This window comes from Pantoea sp. X-Soil-YNGN-844, from assembly GCF_059730595.1.
This window is the reverse complement of sequence record NZ_AP036007.1, coordinates 3,583,625-3,606,795: the sequence shown is the minus strand read 5'-3', so window position 1 is coordinate 3,606,795 and position 23,171 is coordinate 3,583,625. Positions and strand designations below refer to the sequence as shown.

The following is a 23,171-nucleotide window of genomic DNA, read 5'->3' as shown; positions in this document are numbered from 1 at the left end:
TTCATGGATAACTTCGCCGTTTTCGGTAATCCGATCAGCCACAGTAAATCGCCGCTGATCCATCAGGCTTTCGCTGAGCAGACGGGCATTGAACATCGCTATGGTCGCATCTGTGCCCCGGTTGATGGTTTTCCTCAATCGCTTTCTGCCTTTTTCGGGCAGGGAGGTCGTGGTGCCAACGTGACGTTACCTTTCAAACAGCAGGCATGGGAATTTGCCGATCAGCTCAGCGAACGTGCAGCTCTGTCAGGTGCGGTAAACACCGTTAAAAAGCTCAGTGATGGGCAGATTCTGGGAGACAACACGGATGGTATCGGCCTGTTAAGCGATCTTGAACGGCTGAATATGATCAACGCTGGCCACAATGTCTTGCTGGTGGGAGCGGGCGGGGCCGCACGCGGTGTTATTCTGCCGCTGCTTTCAGCAGGCGTGACGCTGACCGTCGTCAATCGTACAGCCGCGCGCGCTGAAGAGCTGGCGAACCTGTTTAGCGCGAGCGGGACTATCCGGGCATCTGGTTTTGAGCAGCTGACGGATCAGCGCTTTGATCTGATCATCAACGCCACTTCAAGTGGTGTGAATGGAGAAACGCCTCCTTTACCTGCAGAGGTCATCCATTCTGAAGTGCGCTGCTACGACATGTTTTACCAAAGCGGGCTGACGCCTTTTTTACGCTGGTGTCAGGCGCAAGGGAGTGATCATCTGGCCGATGGACTGGGGATGCTGGTGGGTCAGGCTGCGCATGCTTTCTACATATGGCACGGTGTGATGCCGGAAATCACGCCCGTGATTGCTCAGCTTAAGCAGGCCATGCAGCCATGAATCAGGCGATACAGTTCCCGGATGAGGAAATCTATGACGCTGAACTGAACGCGGTCTGTTTTCCAGTAATGGTCAACGGCATGCGGCTGAATTGTGCAATCAGCCGCGATTCGCTGAATTCACGTTTTGGTGAAGGAGAGGCGATGGCGCTGTTTCAGCACCATCGCTGGGATCTGGAAGATGAGGCCGAAGCGGCCATTCGTCAGGATGATGTAGATAATCAGGGCTGGATCTGGTTATCTCCCGCCAGGTAATCATCTTTCCAGCCAACATAGTTATTAGCGGAATAGCGTAAACCTTCCTTTTCACTGTCATTCAGCGGCCTGACCTGCTTTACCGGGCTACCCAGGTAGAGATAGCCGCTCTCCAGCCTTTTACCGGGCGGCACCAGACTTCCGGCACCAATCATTACCTCTTCTTCTACTATTACGCCATCCAGCAGAATCGATCCCATACCGACCAGCACGCGATCGCCAATGGTACAGCCGTGTAGCATCGCTTTATGCCCGACGGTAACGTCCTCGCCAATAATAAGAGGGAAGCCCTGTGGGTTGGCGGCTGATTTATGCGTGACGTGCAGAACACTGCCGTCCTGCACATTAGTACGGGCACCAATGCGGACCTGATTCACATCACCTCTTATCGCAACCAGCGGCCAGATGCTCACGTCATCTTCCATAATCACATCACCGACGACAACACTGCTTGGATCGACCATAACGCGCTGACCCGTTTGCGGGAAAAGATCTTTATAGGGACGTAGGGCGGAAGTCATCTTGTTCTCCTTTGTTCTGTTTTCACTGCAGCCTGATGCCATTTTAGCCAGCTGACAAGCCAATTCTGACGCGGATCGCTGGCGATCTCACCAATCTGGATCATTTATAACCGTTCAGATAAAAGATCCTAAAAAAGGGTTGTGCTCTCAAACGGGATCCCTATAATGCGCCTCCATCGACACGGAACACCGGCAACGGGAAACGGGTTGAGAGGCACAGGAGACTGCGCCGCCGGAGAAAAACTTCTGAGAAAGAAGTTGACTCTGCAGGAGGAAAGCGTAATATACGCCACCTCGCGACAGGACGCTAACGCACTGTTCGCACTGCTCTTTAACAATTTATCAGACAATCTGTGTGGGCACTCGCAGGATTGATATCAGCGTCTCCGGACGCAACAAAATATCAAGTCTCACGAGTGAACACATAATGAAATTCATTATGACGTTTTACAGATGAGCACCGCTTAACTTGTTTAAGCAAATCAAACTTAAATTGAAGAGTTTGATCATGGCTCAGATTGAACGCTGGCGGCAGGCCTAACACATGCAAGTCGGACGGTAGCACAGAGAGCTTGCTCTTGGGTGACGAGTGGCGGACGGGTGAGTAATGTCTGGGGATCTGCCCGATAGAGGGGGATAACCACTGGAAACGGTGGCTAATACCGCATAACGTCGCAAGACCAAAGAGGGGGACCTTCGGGCCTCTCACTATCGGATGAACCCAGATGGGATTAGCTAGTAGGCGGGGTAATGGCCCACCTAGGCGACGATCCCTAGCTGGTCTGAGAGGATGACCAGCCACACTGGAACTGAGACACGGTCCAGACTCCTACGGGAGGCAGCAGTGGGGAATATTGCACAATGGGCGCAAGCCTGATGCAGCCATGCCGCGTGTATGAAGAAGGCCTTCGGGTTGTAAAGTACTTTCAGCGGGGAGGAAGGCGGTGCGGTTAATAACCGCACCGATTGACGTTACCCGCAGAAGAAGCACCGGCTAACTCCGTGCCAGCAGCCGCGGTAATACGGAGGGTGCAAGCGTTAATCGGAATTACTGGGCGTAAAGCGCACGCAGGCGGTCTGTTAAGTCAGATGTGAAATCCCCGGGCTTAACCTGGGAACTGCATTTGAAACTGGCAGGCTTGAGTCTTGTAGAGGGGGGTAGAATTCCAGGTGTAGCGGTGAAATGCGTAGAGATCTGGAGGAATACCGGTGGCGAAGGCGGCCCCCTGGACAAAGACTGACGCTCAGGTGCGAAAGCGTGGGGAGCAAACAGGATTAGATACCCTGGTAGTCCACGCCGTAAACGATGTCGACTTGGAGGTTGTGCCCTTGAGGCGTGGCTTCCGGAGCTAACGCGTTAAGTCGACCGCCTGGGGAGTACGGCCGCAAGGTTAAAACTCAAATGAATTGACGGGGGCCCGCACAAGCGGTGGAGCATGTGGTTTAATTCGATGCAACGCGAAGAACCTTACCTACTCTTGACATCCACGGAATTCGGCAGAGATGCCTTAGTGCCTTCGGGAACCGTGAGACAGGTGCTGCATGGCTGTCGTCAGCTCGTGTTGTGAAATGTTGGGTTAAGTCCCGCAACGAGCGCAACCCTTATCCTTTGTTGCCAGCGATTCGGTCGGGAACTCAAAGGAGACTGCCGGTGATAAACCGGAGGAAGGTGGGGATGACGTCAAGTCATCATGGCCCTTACGAGTAGGGCTACACACGTGCTACAATGGCGCATACAAAGAGAAGCGACCTCGCGAGAGCAAGCGGACCTCACAAAGTGCGTCGTAGTCCGGATCGGAGTCTGCAACTCGACTCCGTGAAGTCGGAATCGCTAGTAATCGTGGATCAGAATGCCACGGTGAATACGTTCCCGGGCCTTGTACACACCGCCCGTCACACCATGGGAGTGGGTTGCAAAAGAAGTAGGTAGCTTAACCTTCGGGAGGGCGCTTACCACTTTGTGATTCATGACTGGGGTGAAGTCGTAACAAGGTAACCGTAGGGGAACCTGCGGTTGGATCACCTCCTTACCTGAAGATACCTTCCCGCGCAGTGTCCACACAGATTGTCTGATAAAAAGTAATGAGCAGGACGGCTGCGAAGTCGTGACACTATCGTGTCCCCTTCGTCTAGCGGTTAGGACTCCGCCCTTTCACGGCGGCAACAGGGGTTCGAATCCCCTAGGGGACGCCACCTGCTTGGTGACAGGTGAAAGGTGTCTCCATACAGTATCTCAAAACCGTTCGGGTTGCGTAAGCAGCCGGGTCGCGTTTGAGATATTTGCTCTTTAACAATCCGGAACAAGCTGAAAATTGAAACGACGTGTCGTTTTCATTCTCCGTAATAAGAATGAAAAATACGATGCGTTCGAGTCTCTCAAATGCTTGCAGCTTACAGCGTTGAAAAACGCCTGTGGGTTGTGAGGTTAAGCGACTAAGCGTACACGGTGGATGCCCAGGCAGTCAGAGGCGATGAAGGACGTGCTAATCTGCGTAAAGCGACGGTAAGGTGATATGAACCGCTACAGCCGTCGATGTCCGAATGGGGAAACCCGGTGCACTCTGTGCATCATTGCAGCATGAATACATAGTGCTGCAAGGCGAACCGGGGGAACTGAAACATCTAAGTACCCCGAGGAAAAGAAATCAACCGAGATTCCCCCAGTAGCGGCGAGCGAACGGGGAGCAGCCCAGAGCCTGAATCAGCATGTGTGTTAGTGGAAGCGTCTGGAAAGTCGCAGGGTACAGGGTGATACTCCCGTACACAAAAGCACATATGCTGTGAGCTCGATGAGTAAGGCGGGACACGTGGTATCCTGTCTGAATATGGGGGGACCATCCTCCAAGGCTAAATACTCCTGACTGACCGATAGTGAACCAGTACCGTGAGGGAAAGGCGAAAAGAACCCCGGCGAGGGGAGTGAAACAGAACCTGAAACCGTGTACGTACAAGCAGTGGGAGCCTTCTTTATGGGGGTGACTGCGTACCTTTTGTATAATGGGTCAGCGACTTATATTCTGTAGCAAGGTTAACCGTATAGGGGAGCCGCAGGGAAACCGAGTCTTAACTGGGCGTTAAGTTGCAGGGTATAGACCCGAAACCCGGTGATCTAGCCATGGGCAGGTTGAAGGTTGGGTAACACTAACTGGAGGACCGAACCGACTAATGTTGAAAAATTAGCGGATGACCTGTGGCTGGGGGTGAAAGGCCAATCAAACCGGGAGATAGCTGGTTCTCCCCGAAAGCTATTTAGGTAGCGCCTCGTGAACTCATCTCCGGGGGTAGAGCACTGTTTCGGCTAGGGGGCCATCCCGGCTTACCAACCCGATGCAAACTGCGAATACCGGAGAATGTTATCACGGGAGACACACGGCGGGTGCTAACGTCCGTCGTGAAGAGGGAAACAACCCAGACCGCCAGCTAAGGTCCCAAAGTCATGGTTAAGTGGGAAACGATGTGGGAAGGCACAGACAGCCAGGATGTTGGCTTAGAAGCAGCCATCATTTAAAGAAAGCGTAATAGCTCACTGGTCGAGTCGGCCTGCGCGGAAGATGTAACGGGGCTAAACCATGCACCGAAGCTGCGGCAGCGACACTATGTGTTGTTGGGTAGGGGAGCGTTCTGTAAGCCGTCGAAGGTGTGCTGTGAGGCATGCTGGAGGTATCAGAAGTGCGAATGCTGACATAAGTAACGATAAAGCGGGTGAAAAGCCCGCTCGCCGGAAGACCAAGGGTTCCTGTTCAACGTTAATCGGAGCAGGGTGAGTCGACCCCTAAGGCGAGGCCGAAAGGCGTAGTCGATGGGAAACAGGTTAATATTCCTGTACTCGGTGTTACTGCGAAGGGGGGACGGAGAAGGCTATATCAGCCGGGCGACGGTTGTCCCGGTTTAAGCGTGTAGGCGGAGGGTCCAGGTAAATCCGGTCCCTTATTAACGCTGAGGCGTGACGACGAGGCACTACGGTGCTGAAGTGATAAATGCCCAGCTTCCAGGAAAAGCCTCTAAGCATCAGGTAACACAGAATCGTACCCCAAACCGACACAGGTGGTCAGGTAGAGAATACCAAGGCGCTTGAGAGAACTCGGGTGAAGGAACTAGGCAAAATGGTGCCGTAACTTCGGGAGAAGGCACGCTGGCGCGTAGGTGGAGGGATTTACTCCCCGAGCCGAAGCCAGTCGAAGATACCAGCTGGCTGCAACTGTTTATTAAAAACACAGCACTGTGCAAACACGAAAGTGGACGTATACGGTGTGACGCCTGCCCGGTGCCGGAAGGTTAATTGATGGGGTTATCCGCAAGGAGAAGCTCTTGATCGAAGCCCCGGTAAACGGCGGCCGTAACTATAACGGTCCTAAGGTAGCGAAATTCCTTGTCGGGTAAGTTCCGACCTGCACGAATGGCGTAATGATGGCCAGGCTGTCTCCACCCGAGACTCAGTGAAATTGAACTCGCTGTGAAGATGCAGTGTACCCGCGGCAAGACGGAAAGACCCCGTGAACCTTTACTACAGCTTGACACTGAACATTGAGCCTTGATGTGTAGGATAGGTGGGAGGCTTTGAAGCGCGGACGCCAGTCTGCGTGGAGCCAACCTTGAAATACCACCCTTTAATGTTTGATGTTCTAACGTAGGCCCGTGATCCGGGCTGCGGACAGTGTCTGGTGGGTAGTTTGACTGGGGCGGTCTCCTCCTAAAGAGTAACGGAGGAGCACGAAGGTCAGCTAATCACGGTCGGACATCGTGAGGTTAGTGCAATGGCATAAGCTGGCTTGACTGCGAGAGTGACGGCTCGAGCAGGTGCGAAAGCAGGTCATAGTGATCCGGTGGTTCTGAATGGAAGGGCCATCGCTCAACGGATAAAAGGTACTCCGGGGATAACAGGCTGATACCGCCCAAGAGTTCATATCGACGGCGGTGTTTGGCACCTCGATGTCGGCTCATCACATCCTGGGGCTGAAGTAGGTCCCAAGGGTACGGCTGTTCGCCGTTTAAAGTGGTACGCGAGCTGGGTTTAGAACGTCGTGAGACAGTTCGGTCCCTATCTGCCGTGGGCGCTGGAGAATTGAGGGGGGTTGCTCCTAGTACGAGAGGACCGGAGTGAACGCACCACTGGTGTTCGGGTTGTCATGCCAATGGCATTGCCCGGTAGCTAAGTGCGGAAAAGATAAGTGCTGAAAGCATCTAAGCACGAAACTTGCCCCGAGATGAGTTCTCCCTGACTCCTTGAGAGTCCTGAAGGGACGTTGAAGACGACGACGTTGATAGGCCGGGTGTGTAAGCGCAGCGATGCGTTGAGCTAACCGGTACTAATGACCCGTGAGGCTTAACCTTACAACGCCAGAGGCGTTTTTGAGAGACACGATTTTCAGCTTTGTTACCGGATATTCTGCGCGGCCCCTGTGGCGGCGCGGAGACAGAATTTGCCTGGCGGCTTTAGCGCGGTGGTCCCACCTGACCCCATGCCGAACTCAGAAGTGAAACGCCGTAGCGCCGATGGTAGTGTGGGGCCTCCCCATGCGAGAGTAGGGAACTGCCAGGCATCAAATTTAGTGTGCTGATATGGCTCAGTTGGTAGAGCGCACCCTTGGTAAGGGTGAGGTCCCCAGTTCGACTCTGGGTATCAGCACCAGTTAAGACACGAGTTCGGTAAATAAAAGAATTTGCCTGGCGGCTGTAGCGCGGTGGTCCCACCTGACCCCATGCCGAACTCAGAAGTGAAACGCCGTAGCGCCGATGGTAGTGTGGGGCCTCCCCATGCGAGAGTAGGGAACTGCCAGGCATCAAATAAGAGAGAGCCCTTCGCGTATGCGAAGGGCTTTTTTCGTTGTGGCAAGCCGATAATCTGCAATAAAACCTCCTCTTATCAGCCTTCTGTCTCTTACCTTTATCATCGCATCCTGTTAGTCAGCTCAATGCACCTGCTGGTCAGTCCATAAAAAAACCCGGCACCAAGCCGGGTAGTAAAATGAACTCAGTCGGTAATCAGTGAATAACCTGCGATAAAAACGCCCGGGTACGCTCCGATTTAGGATTCGCAAAGAACTCCTGCGGTGGCGCAACTTCGACGATCTCACCCCGATCCATAAAGATCACCCGGTCAGCCACCGTTCGGGCAAAGCCCATCTCGTGGGTGACGCACAGCATGGTCATCCCATCCTCAGCCAGACCAATCATCGTATCCAGCACCTCTTTAACCATCTCCGGATCCAGCGCTGAGGTTGGTTCATCAAACAGCATAATTTTGGGTTTCATACAGAGTGAGCGAGCGATGGCGACGCGTTGCTGCTGTCCGCCGGAAAGCTGACCCGGAAACTTATGCGCATGCTCAGCTATACGCACGCGTTGCAGATAGTGCATGGCCAGTTCATCCGCTTCCTTCTTTGGAATCTTTCTCACCCAGGAAGGTGCCAGCGTGCAGTTCTGCAATACGGTCAGATGCGGGAAAAGATTGAAGTGCTGGAATACCATCCCCACTTCTGTGCGTACGCGCTCAATGTTACGTACGTCGTCATTAAGGTGGATACCGTCAACAACAATACGCCCCTGCTGATGCTCTTCCAGATGGTTGATACAGCGGATCGTGGTCGATTTGCCGGAGCCGGAAGGGCCGCACAGCACGATACGCTCTCGGGGTTTAACCTGCAGGTTGATGTCTTTCAGTACGTGAAACTGCCCGTACCATTTATTCACGTTCTCAAGCGAAATCATCAACGCGTCGGAAGAGTGTGTCATAGAGTCAGTCATGTAAAACCTCAGTGCGATGTACGCCCGGTGTGAAAGCGCTTTTCCAGATACTGGCTGTAGCGCGACATGCTAAAACAGAAAATCCAATAGACCAGTGCAGCAAAGACATAACCTTCAGTCGACATGCCCAGCCAGGTCGGATCGACCGTTGCCTGCTGGACGCTGCTGAACAGATCGAAAAGACCAATGATGATAACCAGGCTGGTATCTTTAAACAGTGCGATGATGGTGTTAACCAGGCCAGGGATGGTGAGCTTCAGTGCCTGGGGAAGAATGACCAGCATCTGCGTTTTCCAGTAGCCCAGCGCCAGCGATTCTGCAGCCTCATACTGACCTTTCGGCAATGCCTGCAGGCCACCGCGCACCACCTCCGCCACATAAGCAGACTGGAACAGGATTACACCGACCAGCGCACGTACCAGCTTGTCGATAGTCGTCCCTTCAGACATAAACAGCGGCAGCATCACCGATGACATAAACAGCACGGTAATCAGCGGAACGCCGCGCCAGAACTCGATAAAGATAATCGACAGCGTGCGGACCACCGGCATCCGTGAGCGACGGCCAAGCGCCAGCAGGATGCCCAGCGGCAGCGCACCTGCAATCCCCACCGACGCGATAATCAGCGTCAGCGTTAACCCGCCCCACTGACGAGTTTCCACACGTTCCAGTCCCAGATAGCCGCCATAGAGCAGGAACCAGACAATCACAGGATAGATGACGGCCCAGGCCGCAATGTAGCGTCCACGATAGGGCAGGCTTTTGAGAAACATCGGCACAATCGACAGCAGACCAATCACCAGCGCCAGGTTAATACGCCAGCGCAGCTCATGTGGATAAAGCCCATACATGAACTGACCGAAACGCGCATGGATAAAGACCCAACAGGCACCTTCTTTGGTGCAATCGGCACGCGTGGTGCCAATCCAGTTTGCCTGAAAGACCAGCCAGTTCAGCGCGGGCGGAATAACGTGCCAGATTACCCAGATGCAAAACAGCGTCAGTAGCGTGTTAAACCAGCTGGAAAACAGATTTTTACGAGCCCAAAGCCAGGCGCGACTGACAGGCGTCGTCGGCACGGGGGGCGTTTCATGCGTAGTGACAGACATAGTTATCCCGTTCTCTTAACGCTCAACCAGCGCAATTTTGCGGTTGTAGAAGTTCATAAGCAGCGATATCAGCAGACTGATAATCAGGTAAACGCCCATTGTGATAGCAATCGTCTCGATGGCCTGACCGGTCTGATTCAGCACCGATCCCGCGAACAGCGACACCATATCGGGATATCCGATAGCAGCGGCCAGTGAGGAGTTCTTCACGATGTTCAGATACTGGCTGGTCAGCGGCGGAATAATGACGCGCATGGCCTGGGGAATAATCACCTGACGCAACGTCACCGGATTCGGCAGACCCAGCGAGCGTGCAGCTTCGTGCTGACCATGCGGCACCGACTGAATCCCCGAGCGGATCACTTCAGCGATAAACGACGAGGTATAGATCGACAGTGCCAGGGTCAGCGCCGCCAGCTCCGGTATCATCACCGAGCCGCCACGGAAATTGAACCCGCGCAGTTGCGGCACATCCCAGTGCGTCGCTGCACCAAACCCAAGGTGCGCAAGCAAAGGAAAGAGGATCAGCATTGCAACAGCGGCGGGCCATGTACGACATAACTCACCGGTTTTCAGCTGATGCTGACGGTTAAAGCGGTACAGGCCATAGCTGACAGCCACGGCCAGCAGCAGTGCGATAACAAACGGCCAGCTGCCTGGTGCATAGGTCGGCCACGGGACGTAGAGCCCGCGATTGCTGACATAGGCTAAATCAAACGCATTCAGCGCCTGACGTGGGCCTGGCAGATTGCGTAATACAGCGAAATACCAGAAGAAGATTTGCAGCAGAGGCGGGATATTACGGAAGGTTTCGATATAGATATTCGAGAGCTTCCGCAGCAGCCAGTTATCAGAAAGGCGGGCAAGACCGACCGCGAATCCGAGAATCGACGCGAAAACAATACAGAGTGCAGAGACCAGCAACGTGTTGGTTAATCCGACCAGAAACACGCGCGCGTAGGTATCTCCCTCAGTATACTCAATCAGATGCTGAACGATGCCGAAACCGGCAGTGCGCTCAAGAAATCCAAACCCTGATGTAATGCCGCGATTAGCAAGGTTGATAATGGTGTTATGCACCAGATAACCCACCACACCAAGCACCGCGACGACGGCGATGAACTGATAAATCCAGGCGCGAACCGTGGGATTACCAAATGAAAAATCCCTTTTCACGGTTGGGCGTTGTGACATGTTGAAACCTCAGTAACGAAAGCTGGGGTAGGGCACCGCAGAATACGGTGCCCGATTGGTGAGGTCTGTTAACGTACCGGTGGTGCGTACTGAATCCCGCCCTGGTTCCACAACGCATTCTGACCGCGCGCGATCTTCAGTGCGCTGTCTTTACCGACGTTACGGTCAAAGCTTTCCTGATAGTTGCCGACCTGTTTGATGATGTTATAGGCCCACTTGTTATCCAGCTTCAGATCTTTACCAAAGTCACCCTCAGCACCCAGCAGATGCGCCATATCTGGCGTGGTCGGCTTAGCTGTCATCTGATCAACATTCTTCGAGTTGATGCCCATCTCTTCGGCATTCAGCATGGCGTAGAGCGACCATTTGACGATGGTGAACCAGTCATCATCACCACGACGCACCAAGGGTCCCAGCGGCTCTTTGGAGATCACTTCTGGCAGGACAATAAATTCATCGGGTTTGCCGAGCTTGATGCGCAGGGCATAAAGCTGAGACTGATCAGATGCCAGCGTATCGCAGCGACCGCTGTCCAGCGCCTTAGCTGACTCGTCGGAGCGGTCGAAAGTCACCGGCGTATATTGCATTTTGTTGGCTTTGAAGAAGTCTGCCACGTTCAGCTCGGTGTCTGTTCCCGCCTGGATACAGACGGTGGCACCATCCAGCTCTTTCGCACTTTTCAGACCGGCTTTCTGGTGAGTCAGGAAGCCGATGCCGTCGTAATAGTTTACGCCCGCAAACAGGAAGCCCATGCCGCCATCACGCGATGAGGTCCAGGTGGTGTTACGTGAAAGTACATCCACTTCGCCTGACTGCAGCGCGGTAAAACGCTCTTTCGCGGTCAGCGGGGTATACTTCACTTTGGTCGCATCGCCGAATACCGCGGCAGCCGCAGCACGACACACATCCACATCGATACCGGTAAACTTGCCGCCAGCATCTGCATAGGAGAAGCCCGGCAGGCCGTCACTGATACCACATTGAACAAAACCTTTTTTCTTTATCGCATCCAGTGTGGTGCCTGCGTGTGCCTGCTGAGCAATGGCAACCAGCGAGGCGGCAGCGATCAGCGTTGAGAGCATCATCTTTTTCATAAAGCATCCTGTGTGGCGGGATCATGTTGTTATGTTTGCGCACTTTGGTGTGCGTTTTTCCTGTCTGTGGCGGTCAGCCATCCACGACTCTGCAAAGCTGATGCCAGGTTTGCAGGATCCTGAATTCGTATGAAAGAACGGTTAATAATCAGAAGCACCTGGAAAGTTTCGCTAATATGGCGCACCAAAAGGAAGCAATGCGAGACGACCCGATCACATTTAGTGCAAATAGTTTCACTATATGAGAGCAATGTGAGCGCTCGCTCAGGCAGAAATGTAAGAAGAGAAGGCGTTGCTTTTTTATGCGCAGGAAGTCACATGCCCAGCAGTGACAGGCATAGGCAGCAAAGCTGGAGGCAGGACATTACTTAAATCAAATCAGATCGGAAGAAAGCGAGGGGATGAAATATCACGCCAGCGATTGCAACTATAGTTACCATACGACAGGCAACTGTTTCACTCTCCCTGCCGTTACTTTGTGCGATGACGCACAAATAAAAACGCCAGCCCGAAGGCTGGCGTGATTAACAGACAGAACTAAAAATCAGTTCATGCCGTATTTTTTCAATTTCTTACGCAGCGTACCGCGGTTGATACCCATCATCAGGGCAGCACGGGTCTGGTTGCCACGGGTATACTGCATCACCATGTCCAACAGAGGCTGCTCGACTTCAGCCAAAACCAGCTCATACAGGTCGCTCACATCCTGACCATTCAGTTGAGCAAAATAGTTCTTCAGTGCCTGTTTAACCGAATCACGTAAAGGTTTTTGAGTTACCTGATCCTGTGAGTTAACGGTAGAAACGGTCAGTACGTCAGAATTTACGCGTTGTTCGAACATAGTTCTTTCAGCTCTTTATTTCGTTACGCAAGATTTTCGAAGTATGCCTCCAACGCCTCCAGCTGTTCGCTGGCATCCTCTATGGCGTTGAATGTGCGCCGAAACTGGTCATTCGGGGCGTGCTCCTGCAGGTACCAGGAGACGTGCTTTCGCGCTATACGGTATCCCTTGCCTGAACCGTAAAAGTCGTGCAGCTCACGTATATGCGAAACAAGCAAGCGCTTGACCTCTGCCATCGGCAGCGGGGCAAGCAACTCCCCAGTGTCCAGATAATGCTGGATTTCCCGGAAGATCCACGGTCTTCCCTGAGCAGCGCGTCCTATCATCAGAGCATCGGCCCCTGTATAGTCGAGCACCGCTCTGGCTTTATGCGGGTCAGTTATGTCTCCATTCGCGATAATCGGAATGGAGACACTCTGCTTAACTGTCCGAATGCTGTCATATTCAGCTTCTCCGTTGAACAGGCAGGCACGAGTGCGACCATGTATCGTCAGAGCCTGTATACCGCAGCGTTCAGCCAATTGGGCAATCGCGACACAGTTCCTGTTTTCAGGATCCCAGCCAGTACGAATTTTCAGCGTAACCGGCACATTCACTGCATTAACCACTGCGGAGAGAATAGACTCCACCACGGCAGGATATTGCAGCAAGGCTGAACCCGCCATTTTGCGGTTAACCTTCTTGGCAGGGCATCCCATATTAATGTCGATGACCTGTGCACCAGCCTCAACATTAATGCGTGCAGCTTGCGCCATTTCACTGGGATCGCAACCGGCAATTTGCACGGCGCGAATGCCTGGCTCATCACTGTGAACCATACGTAATCGAGATTTGTCGCTAGCCCAGACTTCCGGGTTAGAAGACAGCATCTCAGAAACTGCCATGCCTGCACCCATTTCGTGACACAGCGTCCTGAACGGCCTGTCGGTAATACCGGCCATCGGTGCTGCAATCAGTCGATTTCTCAGCTGGAGGTTTCCAATACGCATGAAGTCAGAATGGCCATACTGTGTCTGCAAGGCGGCGTATATTACGCATTTTTGCAGGAAGATGAAAGGCCAAACTTTGAACAATCAGCAAGAAAGATCAATGAAATCCGGATGATGATCGGTGTTATGCATTAATAATGTTAAATAACAATGATTTAGCTATTTATGCTGAAATTGTGAGCAAAAGTTTTTCCAGAAAAGTACGTCAATTCGCCAGATAAAAAACGTCACATGCCGTGATTAACGATACAAGCATCCATTTCAAATCGGGAAAGCCCGCAACTTACGCTACGGGCTGGCTGAATATTCTGTTAAGCCGCTTTGTTACGGCGACGGCGATATCAGCGCAAACGGACAAGCGCTAAAATCAGGATTTAATCCCGGTAATCCGGCACCACTCCTCTTTGACCGCAACCGGGTCGAGTGTGAACTCGCTGGCATAGGCCTCACAGACGCTCTCCGCCTGGCTCTCTAACACGCCCGAAAGACCCAGGTGACCGCCAGACTTCGGCAGTACCCCGATCAACGGTGCCAGTTCACGCAGCGGGCCTGCCAGGATATTGGCTACCACCACATCAGCCTGCAGGTTGTCAGGTTGCTGGTGGGGCAGATAGAGCGACAGGCGATCGGAGACACCGTTGCGTTCAGCATTATCCCGGCTGGCCTGAATAGCCTGCGGATCGATATCAATGCCGATCGCCTGAGCTGCGCCCAGCTTCAGGGCGGCGATCGCCAGGATCCCGGATCCACAGCCGAAATCGATCACCGTTTTGCCTTCCAGATCCAGCCCATCAAGCCACGTCAGGCAGAGCGAGGTGGTGGGATGCGTACCGGTGCCAAATGCCAGACCGGGATCGAGCATGACGTTGACGGCATCAGGATCCGGCACATCACGCCAGCTTGGACAGATCCAGAGACGCTCGCCGAAGCGCATCGGGTGGAAGTTTTCCATCCATTCGCGCTCCCAGTCTTTATCTTCGATCTGTTCGATCCGGTGACGAAAACCGTCACCCAGCAGCGGATGCTGCGCCAGTTCGGCAGTAATCAGGGCCATATCTGTTTCTGCATCGAACAGACCGATAACGTCGGTGTCGCCCCACAGGCGCGTTTCGCCTGGCAGCGGCTCATACACCGGCGTATCGTTGGTATCCTGAAAGGTGACTGAAACCGCACCGATCTCCATCAGCGCATCGCTCAGCGTTTCCGCATGTTCACCTGAGCTGTTAATTTTGATTTGAATCCACGGCATAACGTCTCTCTTTCCGTCAATGTTGCGGCGCGTCGGCCACGTGCGGCGCGCGTCCAAACAGGTTGCCCACCAGAAATGCCAGCAGGCTTAAAAGCAGGGAGGGCACGATAGGGTGAAAACCCAGAATCTGCAGGTTAAGGCTCGCCATAAAAGCGTAGCAGCCTCCACCTGTTACCATGCCGGTGATGGCGCCTGCGGCATTGGCACGTTCCCAGTAGAGGCCCAGAACCAGCGGCCAGAGGAAAACCGCTTCCAGGCCGCCGAATGCCAGCAGGTTGAGCCAGATAATCATATCGGGCGGATTCCATGCCGCAATCAGCAGCAGGATACCCAGTGCGAAGGTAATGGTGCCAGATAACAGCCGCAGCCGTGACTCATTTTCCAGCTGCTGCGGGGCGACACGCAGATAGAGATCTTTGATCAGCGTGGCTGAAGCCTGTAACAGCTGGGCATTGATGGTCGACATAATTGCGGCCATCGGGGCTGCCAGAAACAGTCCGGCCGCTAACGGTGGCAGAACAGTGATCATCAGAGTCGGAATGACGCTATCCGGTACGGTCAGATTCGGCAGTACCGCGCGGCCCAGCGCACCGGCCAGATGCATGCCCAGCATCAACACCACCACGACAATAGTGCCCAGAATAATGGCCCGATGGACGGCCTTACTGTCTTTATAAGAGATACAGCGCACCGCCGTATGCGGCAGGCCAATCACCCCAAAGCAGACCAGCACAACGAACGAACTGAGGAAGGTTGGCGTAATAATCTCGCCCGGCCCCTGTGGCGACAGCAGAGCCGGATCGATGTCATGCAGTTTCTGCACCGCCGTGCTCAGGCCACCTGCCTGATGAATCACTGCGAACAGCAGCAGAAAAGTGCCAATCAGCATCACAATGCCCTGCATGGCGTCATTGAGCACGCTGGCACGGAATCCACCGAAAGCGGTATAGAGCGCGATGGTGCCACCAAAAATCAGCAGGCCGGTGTCATACGGGATGCCAGCGGCGGTTTCGAGCAGCCGTGCACCACCGATAAACTGCACCGTCATGGCACCGATAAAGGCAATCAGCAGACTCAGACTCGCCAGCCAGATCAGCAGCGGGCTCTGATAGCGGGCATAGAGCATATCATTCAGCGTTACCGCATTATGCTTGCGTGCCAGAATGGCAAACTTTTTCCCCAGCACACCCAGCGACAGCCAGACGGCGGGAACCTGCACCATCGCCAGCAATACCCAGCCCAGCCCATATTTGTAGGCGGCACCGGGACCCCCAATAAATGAGCTGGCGCTGATATAGGTGGTAGTGAGCGTCATCGCCAGTACGAATCCGCCCATGGAGCGGCTGCCAAGGAAATATTCAGTCAGGAAGCTGCCTTCACGCTTTTTACGGACGGCAAACACCGACAGCGCGGCAATCAGCACCAGATAAATCAGTAACGGCAGGATAATTTCACTGTTCACTTTGATCCTCCAGCGGCATGTCGCGGAAAATCACCCGCACCATCATCCAGCACAGAAAAATGAACAACAGGGGAGCAAACAGGCAGGAGAGTTCAAACCAGCGCGGCAGGCCGGTAACACCGATTTCACTGCCACCCAGCCAGGCCGAGAGCCCCCAGGCAGCGAGCCAGAGCAGTGTGAGGTAAAGCGACCAGCGCGCCTCTTTATGTGCCTGTATAAAACGAGCATCCATGATTCAACCTTAACGCCAGCGGCAAAAGAAAAAGGCCGGATTAACCGGCCTCAGACTGACTCAGCGTTGCGATTATTTCTCGTGCAAGCCGAGTTTTTTCTCCAGATAGTGGATATTGGTTCCACCGTGCTGGAAATTTTCGTCGGACATGATTTTCATCTGCAGTTCAACGTTGGTTTTGATACCGTCGATGATCAGCTCCGCCAGCGCATTTTTCATGCGAGCGATAGCCACGTCACGCGTTTCACCATAGGTGATCAGCTTGCCGATCATGGAGTCGTAATAAGGCGGTACGGTGTAGCCTGAGTAAATATGCGACTCCCAGCGCACGCCAAAACCGCCTGGCGCGTGGAAGCGGGTGATTTTACCCGGGCTTGGCAGGAAGGTGACTGGATCTTCAGCGTTGATACGGCACTCGACCGCATGTCCGCGAATGATCACATCTTCCTGTTTAATTGACAGTGGCTGACCGGCAGCAATACGCAGCTGCTCTTTGATCAGGTCGACACCGGTGATCATCTCGGTTACCGGATGTTCTACCTGAATACGGGTGTTCATCTCAATGAAGTAGAACTCACCGTTTTCGTACAGGAACTCAAAGGTACCTGCGCCGCGATAGCCAATCTCAATACAGGCCTGGGAACAGCGGTTGCCGATAAAGCGACGCTGTTCTTCTGTGATGCCTGGGCCTGGCGCTTCTTCGACGACTTTCTGGTGACGACGCTGCATGGAGCAGTCACGTTCACCCAGATAGATCGCGTTGCCCTGACCGTCAGCCAGTACCTGAATCTCGATATGGCGCGGATTCTCCAGATACTTCTCCATGTAAACCATGTCGTTGTTGAAAGCCGCTTTGGCTTCCGCTTTCGTCATGTTGATGGATTCTTCCAGATCTTTGTCGCCGCGCACTACGCGCATACCACGACCGCCGCCGCCGCCAGAGGCTTTGATGATGACCGGATAACCGATGCGCTTAGCAAAGGCACGGTTTTTTTCCATATCATCCGTCAGCGAGCCGTCAGAACCGGGTACGGTCGGGACGCCTGCTTTCTTCATCGCATTGATTGCAGAAACTTTGTCACCCATCAGGCGAATGGTGTCTGCTTTCGGGCCGATAAAGATAAAGCCGGAGCGCTCAACCTGCTCAGCAAAATCGGCATTCTCAGAGAGGAAGCCGTAGCCAGGGTGAATCGCCACCGCGCCGGTGATCTCTGCTGCAGAGATCAGCGCCGGGATGTTGAGGTAACTTTTGACTGACTGCGCCGGGCCGATGCAGACGGTTTCGTCTGCCAGCAACACGTGCTTCAGGTCACGATCCGCGCTTGAGTGTACCGCAACAGTCTTGATGCCCAGTTCTTTACAGGCACGCAGAATGCGTAGTGCGATCTCACCACGGTTAGCAATAACAATTTTATCCAGCATGATCTGCCCCGTTACTCGATGATAACCAGTGGCTCGTCAAATTCGACCGGCTGACCGCTTTCAACCAGGATAGCTTTCACCACGCCTGATTTGTCAGCTTCGATCTGGTTCATCATTTTCATAGCTTCGACGATGCACAGGGTATCGCCGGCATTCACTTTCTGGCCAACTTCCACAAAGGCTTTCGCATCCGGGCTCGGCGTACGGTAGAAGGTACCTACCATTGGTGAACGCACGATGTGACCGCTGATTTCAGCCGGTGCCGCTTCGGCAACGGCTGCAACAGGGGCAACGGCTGTCGCCAGAGCAGGCTGTTGAACCGGCGCAGCGTAAGCCTGCTGCATCATCGGGTAACCCACGTTTGCAGGTGCACGACTGATGCGAACGGACTCTTCACCTTCAGAGATTTCCAGCTCAGAAATGCCAGACTCTTCAACCAGTTCGATCAGTTTTTTAATTTTACGAATATCCATGAGTGGGGTTCCGTACTCAGTTTGATTAATTAGTTTGAGACAGGCGTTTTACTGCCGTTTGTAAAGCCCATGTGTAGCCGTCAGCGCCAAGCCCACAGATCACGCCAGCAGAAACATCAGAAAGATAGGAGTGATGACGGAAGGGCTCGCGGGCATGCACATTGGAGAGATGAACCTCGATAAACGGTATTTCTACCGCCAGCAGGGCATCACGCAGTGCGACACTGGTATGGGTAAACGCGGCAGGATTAATGATGATGTAATCCACATTGCCTTTGGCCTCATGAATGCGATCAATCAGCTGAAATTCAGCATTGGTTTGCAGGTGGCTCAACTCCACATTCAACTGGTCTGCCTGACGCGTCAAATCGTCAACGATCTGACTCAGCGTGGTATGACCATACTTCTCAGGTTCACGCGTTCCCAACAGATTCAGGTTGGGCCCGTTTAAAAGCAGAATATGTAATTTATGCGCCATCGTGCTGCCATCTCCCGCAATCATTGAGGCATCGCGTAAAATACCTTGCGAATCTTCATTTGTCACCTTTCAGGCTGAAAAAGAAGACCCGACGAGCAATAAAGCCGGGCATTATATCCGTTTCGTGTCATTTCGCAGCAAAATACTGGTCTTATCTGCGAAGATGATCGGATGTGGCCTGCGGGCCACATCTTTTATCAGAAAACAGCAGAGGAAAACAACGGGTGAAGTGCTAGCGGGGCCACCATTTGAGAAATTTTTTGTAACGCCAGGCTAACAGCAATGCAGCAAGGAGGGCATAGATAAGTGGCTGCGGGGACAAGGTTTTTACCGACCAGATATAGTGAATCGGCACCAGAATCGCCACAAGATAGACCGCGTTGTGCAGGGTTTGCCAGCGTTTACCAAGCCTGCGCTGAGCGCGCTGAAACGACGTTACCGCCAGGGCCAGTAATAGCAGCCAGCTGATAATTCCCAGTGTCAGATAGGGCCGGGAGATGAGTTCGCTGCCCAGCAGACGAAGATTATCCACGCCCAATTCCAGCAGGTAGTAGCTCAGCAGGTGGAGTGAGGCCCAGACAAACGTCCAGACGCCGAGGAGGCGCCGGGTGCGGATTAACAGCGGCTGCCTGCCGTAGCGTGCCAGTGGTGAAACCAGCAGCGTACCCAGCAGCAGCTTCAGCGCCATGCGGCCGGTAAAATGCTGAATATCTTTTGCCGGGTCCGCACTCAGACCACCCTGCATCGCGGCAAGCACCAGATAGACCAGCGGCAACAGGGCTGCCAGATGCAGGATCACCTTGAGCCACATGATCTGTTTTATCGACAGGCGGACCACTTAGTAATTCTCCCGTAAATCCATGCCGCGGTAGAGCGACGCCACCTGTTCGGCATAGCCGTTAAAGAGCAGCGTTGGCTGACGTTCGACCTTCAGACTGCCGCCTGGGCCAATAAACCGCTCTGTCGCCTGTGACCAGCGTGGATGATTAACGTGGGGGTTCACATTGGCATAAAAACCATACTCGTCGGCGGCAATCTGGTTCCAGGTGGTCGGCGGCTGTTTGTCGGTCAGCGTGATTTTGACGATCGACTTAATGCCTTTGAAGCCATATTTCCACGGCACCGTCAGACGAATCGGCGCGCCATTCTGTGGCGGCAGCGCTTTGCCATAGACACCGGTGGTCAGTATCGTCAGCGGATGCATTGCTTCATCCAGACGCAAACCTTCGACATAGGGATAATTGAGGCCACCGCCAATAAAGCGATCCTTCTGGCCTGGCATCTGCTCAGGGTCGTAGAGCGTCTGAAAGGCAACAAAGCGCGCTTTGCTGGTGGGTTCTGCCAGCGAGAGAAGTTTATTCAGCTCAAAGCCTACCCAGGGCACCACCATCGACCAGGCCTCCACGCAGCGCATGCGATAGATTCGCTGCTCCATAGCAAAGCGTTTGAAGATGTCATCCATATCCAGGGTTACGGGCTTCGCCACTTCGCCATCAATGGTCAGTTTCCAGGGCTCTGTTTTCAGTGTTCCGGCATTGGCAGCCGGATCGGCCTTATCCAGCCCGAACTCGTAGAAATTGTTGTAGCCAGAAACTTTATCCGCAGGCGTCAGCGTCAGATCGGCCTGATACTGCGCCGGTTTGGTGAAGTCGAGCGGCCGGCCTGCTGGGGCAGGTGGGCGATCGTTGCCTTTGAACCAGCTGAGGATATCGGCATTTGCCACGCCCGGCATACCCATCGCCGCAGCGCTCAGTCCCAGCGTTTTCAGCACCTGGCGGCGCTTCATATTAAATATGCTTTCCGGCGTTACGTCGGCTTCGGTCAGACAGGGTATGCGTTTCATGGGGCTTCTCCAGACAGGATGTCATCAACCAGCATGATGACTATCGCTGATATCAGCCAGTTTCGCCCTGAAAATGTGAAATTTCCTGGCTGGCCTGCGCGATGAGAATGCGCTGAAAAGTGTCGGAATCAACATCAGCAATCCTGTCCCGACGATATACTTCGGCTTCATGCGACTCGGCGCTGTCGGCAGCGGCAAATTATGCTATTTTGCTCGCGTTTTCGTCAGGCTGACGGTACAAGGTGGGGTGATCCGGTTATCACCGCAGCAATACAGGCACAGGGATGCGATTAACCACAAAATTATCTGCGTTTATTACCTTTCTAAGCCTGCTGGCGATGTCATTGATGCTGGCAGGCTGCGCATTCAGTGTTTTCTGGTTCAGTCATCAGCGGGTTGAACATCGGGCGCAGGTGCTGGCGACCGAGGTCGATCAGGCGATGTTCTCCGAAACGCCAGAACAGCTTCATAACTGGCTTACGCGCATGATGCCCATAATGAATGCCGAGCAGATTTCACTTCATAACGGCAGGCAGACTTTCCTCACACTCTCCCGACACGAAAACCAGATGCTGGAAGACGAACCCAATCGTTTTATCCAGGTCGATGTGCCTTTGATGCACCAGACCGGCTTACAGCTGCGTGTTGTGACCCTTGATCCTGCCAAAACCTGGCTGCGATCCATCACCGGTACCTCTACGCTGGGCATTCTGTTTACGGTCATGCTGGTGATGAGTCTGCTGTTGTTGATGATGCATCGCTGGCTCAGTCGTCAGTGGCGTGGCATGGAGCATCTTGAAGTACGGGCAGAGGCGATTATCAACGGCGAACGCGGGGTCGTGCCGAAACGGGATGTGGATGAGTGGCCATCCAGGGCGAGTCGCGCGATGGATGTACTGCTGGCGGATCTGCAGGAAGCGGGCGAACAGCGTCTGCGTATCGACACGCTGATCCGCACCTTTGCCGCGCAGGATGGACGCACTGGCCTTAACAACCGGCTGTTCTTTGATAATCAGCTCGCGACCCTGCTGGAAGATCAGGAAGCTGTCGGCACCCACGGTGTGGTGATGATGGTGCGCCTGCCCGATCTTGACGCGCTGAAAGATTCACTGGAGCCGGCGCAGGTTGAGGAGTACCTGTTCAATTTCGTCAACATGCTCTCTACCTTTGTGCTGCGCTATCCCGGCGCCTTGCTGGCACGCTATTTTCGCAGTGATTTTGCTGTATTACTGCCGCATCGCAGTCTTAAAGAGGCAAACAGTATTGCCGATCAGCTGATCAATGCTGTTGATTCTCTGCCGCCGATGCGCCTGGTCAATCGCGATGATTTGATCCATATCGGTATCACCGCCTGGCACAGCGGGCAGACCGTCCTGCAGGTGATAGAAAATGCCGAAATGGCCACGCGACGTGCGGCACTGCTGGGGGGTAATAACTGGACTAATGGCGAAGGAAATCCTCAGGACGCCGGGCGGGGTAGCGTGCGCTGGCGAACCCTGCTGGAGAACACGCTCAGTCGCGGCGGTCCGCGGCTGTACCATAAACCCACCGTGAATACCGAAGGCAAGGTACAGCATCGGGTCATGCTGACCCGCATCTTCGATGGTGATAAAGAGGTGCTGGCCGCAGAATATATGCCGCTGGTGCAGCAGCTCGGTATGGCTGATGGCTGGGATCGTCAGCTGGTCACGCGCATCGCGGCACTATCTGAACTCTGGCCGGAAGAGACGCTGGTGATGCCGGTGACGATAACCTCTCTCCTGCAACGTTCATTTGTCCTCTGGCTGCAGAATATGCTGCTGCAGTGCCCCAAATCACAAAGAAAACGATTTTTATTTGAACTTGCCGAGGCAGATGTCTGTCAACACATCGACCATTTAACGCCAGTATTCCGTGCACTTAAGGCTTTTGGCTGCCGGGTAGCGGTAAATCAGGCGGGTTTAACCGTCGTCAGCAGCGCCTATATACGACAGCTGCCGCTGGAACTGATCAAGCTTGATGCGGGTCTGGTGCGCAACATTGAACGACGGACCGCCAATCAGCTGTTTGTTCAGAGTCTGCTGGAGGTCTGTAAGTCCACGGGTATTCGGGTGTTTGCTACCGGTGTCCGCACTAAAGCGGAGTGGCAGACATTAGTGGCGCTAGGTGTGGCAGGCGGGCAGGGCGACTTTTTTGCCCCTTCGCTTCCGGTTAACAGTAACGTGAAGAAGTATTCCCAACGTTACCGTATTTAATGATTTGCTGTCGTAATGACAGAAATTGACGGTTTTTTTTAATGTTAAGCCGCATCTGAACCCATAACCATCGTGCCGGAAATGTTAAATTTTATGTCGGGCATGGCAAGCGGAAATCACGGCAAATGCAGCACTGATGGCGTCTGGTCGCCATTCTGCTGCTACGGATCGCGGGTTCAGATGACTTAAACGCAATCAGGCGTCTTTTTT

Annotated in this window: 18 protein-coding genes, 2 tRNA genes and 4 rRNA genes; 9 read left to right on the top strand and 15 right to left on the bottom strand. The window is 53.7% G+C overall.

Annotated elements, in window-relative coordinates; translation table 11 throughout:
• The first annotated feature begins 3 nt into the window (after positions 1 to 3).
• Both aroE and AC6I8C_RS16690 read left to right on the top strand, forming a co-directional pair.
• On the top strand, positions 4 to 822 hold the full coding sequence (gene aroE, locus AC6I8C_RS16695; RefSeq protein ID WP_497823090.1) for a shikimate dehydrogenase: 819 nt from the start codon (positions 4 to 6) through the stop codon (positions 820 to 822).
• Positions 819 to 1,076 carry a DUF1488 family protein gene (locus AC6I8C_RS16690; protein WP_497823089.1) on the top strand — a complete coding sequence of 86 codons (258 nt, stop codon included), beginning with the start codon at positions 819 to 821 and terminating at the stop codon, positions 1,074 to 1,076. The genes aroE and AC6I8C_RS16690 overlap by 4 nt, the downstream gene beginning before the upstream one ends.
• Here AC6I8C_RS16690 and AC6I8C_RS16685 read toward each other — a convergent pair.
• On the bottom strand, positions 1,043 to 1,597 hold the full coding sequence (locus AC6I8C_RS16685; protein WP_013359223.1) for a gamma carbonic anhydrase family protein: 555 nt from the start codon (positions 1,595 to 1,597) through the stop codon (positions 1,043 to 1,045). The genes AC6I8C_RS16690 and AC6I8C_RS16685 overlap by 34 nt on opposite strands.
• 490 nt (positions 1,598 to 2,087) lie before the next feature.
• On the opposite strand from AC6I8C_RS16685, the gene AC6I8C_RS16680 reads away from it, so the two are divergent.
• From AC6I8C_RS16680 to rrf (AC6I8C_RS16655), 6 genes are all read left to right on the top strand, one after another.
• Positions 2,088 to 3,627 (top strand): 16S ribosomal RNA (locus AC6I8C_RS16680).
• An 88-nt stretch (positions 3,628 to 3,715) separates the two neighbouring features.
• Positions 3,716 to 3,790 (top strand) — tRNA-Glu (locus AC6I8C_RS16675).
• 230 nt (positions 3,791 to 4,020) lie between these two features.
• Positions 4,021 to 6,928 (top strand): 23S ribosomal RNA (locus AC6I8C_RS16670).
• 92 nt (positions 6,929 to 7,020) lie between these two features.
• A 5S ribosomal RNA gene (gene rrf / locus AC6I8C_RS16665) occupies positions 7,021 to 7,136 on the top strand.
• Between the two features lie 14 nt (positions 7,137 to 7,150).
• Positions 7,151 to 7,226 (top strand) — tRNA-Thr (locus tag AC6I8C_RS16660).
• 34 nt (positions 7,227 to 7,260) lie between these two features.
• Positions 7,261 to 7,376, top strand: a 5S ribosomal RNA gene (gene rrf / locus AC6I8C_RS16655).
• The 16S, 23S and 5S rRNA genes sit together here with 2 tRNA genes alongside, the layout of an rRNA operon.
• Before the next feature lie 203 nt (positions 7,377 to 7,579).
• Here rrf (AC6I8C_RS16655) and AC6I8C_RS16650 read toward each other — a convergent pair.
• From AC6I8C_RS16650 to msrP, 14 genes are all read right to left on the bottom strand, one after another.
• The gene (locus AC6I8C_RS16650) at positions 7,580 to 8,341 is read right to left on the bottom strand and encodes an amino acid ABC transporter ATP-binding protein (protein ID WP_010699823.1); all 762 of its coding nucleotides are present in this window, start codon (positions 8,339 to 8,341) and stop codon (positions 7,580 to 7,582) included.
• An 8-nt stretch (positions 8,342 to 8,349) separates the two neighbouring features.
• Positions 8,350 to 9,450, bottom strand: coding sequence for an amino acid ABC transporter permease (locus tag AC6I8C_RS16645; protein WP_013359220.1), 1,101 nt, complete (start codon positions 9,448 to 9,450; stop codon positions 8,350 to 8,352).
• 15 nt (positions 9,451 to 9,465) lie between these two features.
• The gene (locus AC6I8C_RS16640) at positions 9,466 to 10,644 is read right to left on the bottom strand and encodes an amino acid ABC transporter permease (RefSeq protein WP_497823088.1); all 1,179 of its coding nucleotides are present in this window, start codon (positions 10,642 to 10,644) and stop codon (positions 9,466 to 9,468) included.
• A gap of 68 nt (positions 10,645 to 10,712) precedes the next feature.
• Positions 10,713 to 11,738, bottom strand: a complete 1,026-nt coding sequence (locus tag AC6I8C_RS16635; protein ID WP_013359218.1) for an amino acid ABC transporter substrate-binding protein — start codon at positions 11,736 to 11,738, stop codon at positions 10,713 to 10,715.
• A 544-nt stretch (positions 11,739 to 12,282) separates the two neighbouring features.
• Positions 12,283 to 12,579, bottom strand: coding sequence for a DNA-binding transcriptional regulator Fis (gene fis / locus AC6I8C_RS16630; protein ID WP_003855228.1), 297 nt, complete (start codon positions 12,577 to 12,579; stop codon positions 12,283 to 12,285).
• A gap of 23 nt (positions 12,580 to 12,602) precedes the next feature.
• On the bottom strand, positions 12,603 to 13,568 hold the full coding sequence (gene dusB, locus AC6I8C_RS16625) for a tRNA dihydrouridine synthase DusB (protein ID WP_013359217.1): 966 nt from the start codon (positions 13,566 to 13,568) through the stop codon (positions 12,603 to 12,605).
• Positions 13,569 to 13,935: 367 nt separating this feature from the next.
• Positions 13,936 to 14,817 (bottom strand): 50S ribosomal protein L11 methyltransferase, encoded by an 882-nt coding sequence (gene prmA / locus AC6I8C_RS16620; RefSeq protein ID WP_033784125.1) that lies wholly within the window; start codon positions 14,815 to 14,817, stop codon positions 13,936 to 13,938.
• 16 nt (positions 14,818 to 14,833) lie between these two features.
• A complete protein-coding gene (panF, locus tag AC6I8C_RS16615) occupies positions 14,834 to 16,279 on the bottom strand; it encodes a sodium/pantothenate symporter (RefSeq protein WP_013359215.1) in 1,446 nt (481 codons plus the stop codon).
• Positions 16,269 to 16,511, bottom strand: a complete 243-nt coding sequence (locus tag AC6I8C_RS16610; protein ID WP_033784124.1) for a YhdT family protein — start codon at positions 16,509 to 16,511, stop codon at positions 16,269 to 16,271. Before AC6I8C_RS16610 ends, panF begins: the two co-directional genes overlap by 11 nt.
• A 72-nt stretch (positions 16,512 to 16,583) precedes the next feature.
• Positions 16,584 to 17,933, bottom strand: coding sequence for an acetyl-CoA carboxylase biotin carboxylase subunit (gene accC / locus AC6I8C_RS16605; protein WP_013359213.1), 1,350 nt, complete (start codon positions 17,931 to 17,933; stop codon positions 16,584 to 16,586).
• An 11-nt stretch (positions 17,934 to 17,944) separates the two neighbouring features.
• Entirely contained in the window at positions 17,945 to 18,406 is a 462-nt protein-coding gene (gene accB, locus AC6I8C_RS16600) for an acetyl-CoA carboxylase biotin carboxyl carrier protein (protein WP_013359212.1), read from the bottom strand.
• 25 nt (positions 18,407 to 18,431) lie between these two features.
• Positions 18,432 to 18,884: a type II 3-dehydroquinate dehydratase gene (aroQ, locus tag AC6I8C_RS16595; RefSeq protein ID WP_033734740.1), complete on the bottom strand. Its 453-nt coding sequence runs from the start codon at positions 18,882 to 18,884 to the stop codon at positions 18,432 to 18,434.
• Positions 18,885 to 19,116: 232 nt separating this feature from the next.
• Positions 19,117 to 19,722 carry a protein-methionine-sulfoxide reductase heme-binding subunit MsrQ gene (msrQ, locus tag AC6I8C_RS16590; RefSeq protein ID WP_497823087.1) on the bottom strand — a complete coding sequence of 202 codons (606 nt, stop codon included), beginning with the start codon at positions 19,720 to 19,722 and terminating at the stop codon, positions 19,117 to 19,119.
• Positions 19,723 to 20,727: a protein-methionine-sulfoxide reductase catalytic subunit MsrP gene (gene msrP / locus AC6I8C_RS16585; protein WP_135907613.1), complete on the bottom strand. Its 1,005-nt coding sequence runs from the start codon at positions 20,725 to 20,727 to the stop codon at positions 19,723 to 19,725.
• A gap of 284 nt (positions 20,728 to 21,011) precedes the next feature.
• On the opposite strand from msrP, the gene csrD reads away from it, so the two are divergent.
• A complete protein-coding gene (gene csrD / locus AC6I8C_RS16580; RefSeq protein WP_497823086.1) occupies positions 21,012 to 22,961 on the top strand; it encodes an RNase E specificity factor CsrD in 1,950 nt (649 codons plus the stop codon).
• Positions 22,962 to 23,171 lie beyond the last annotated feature (210 nt).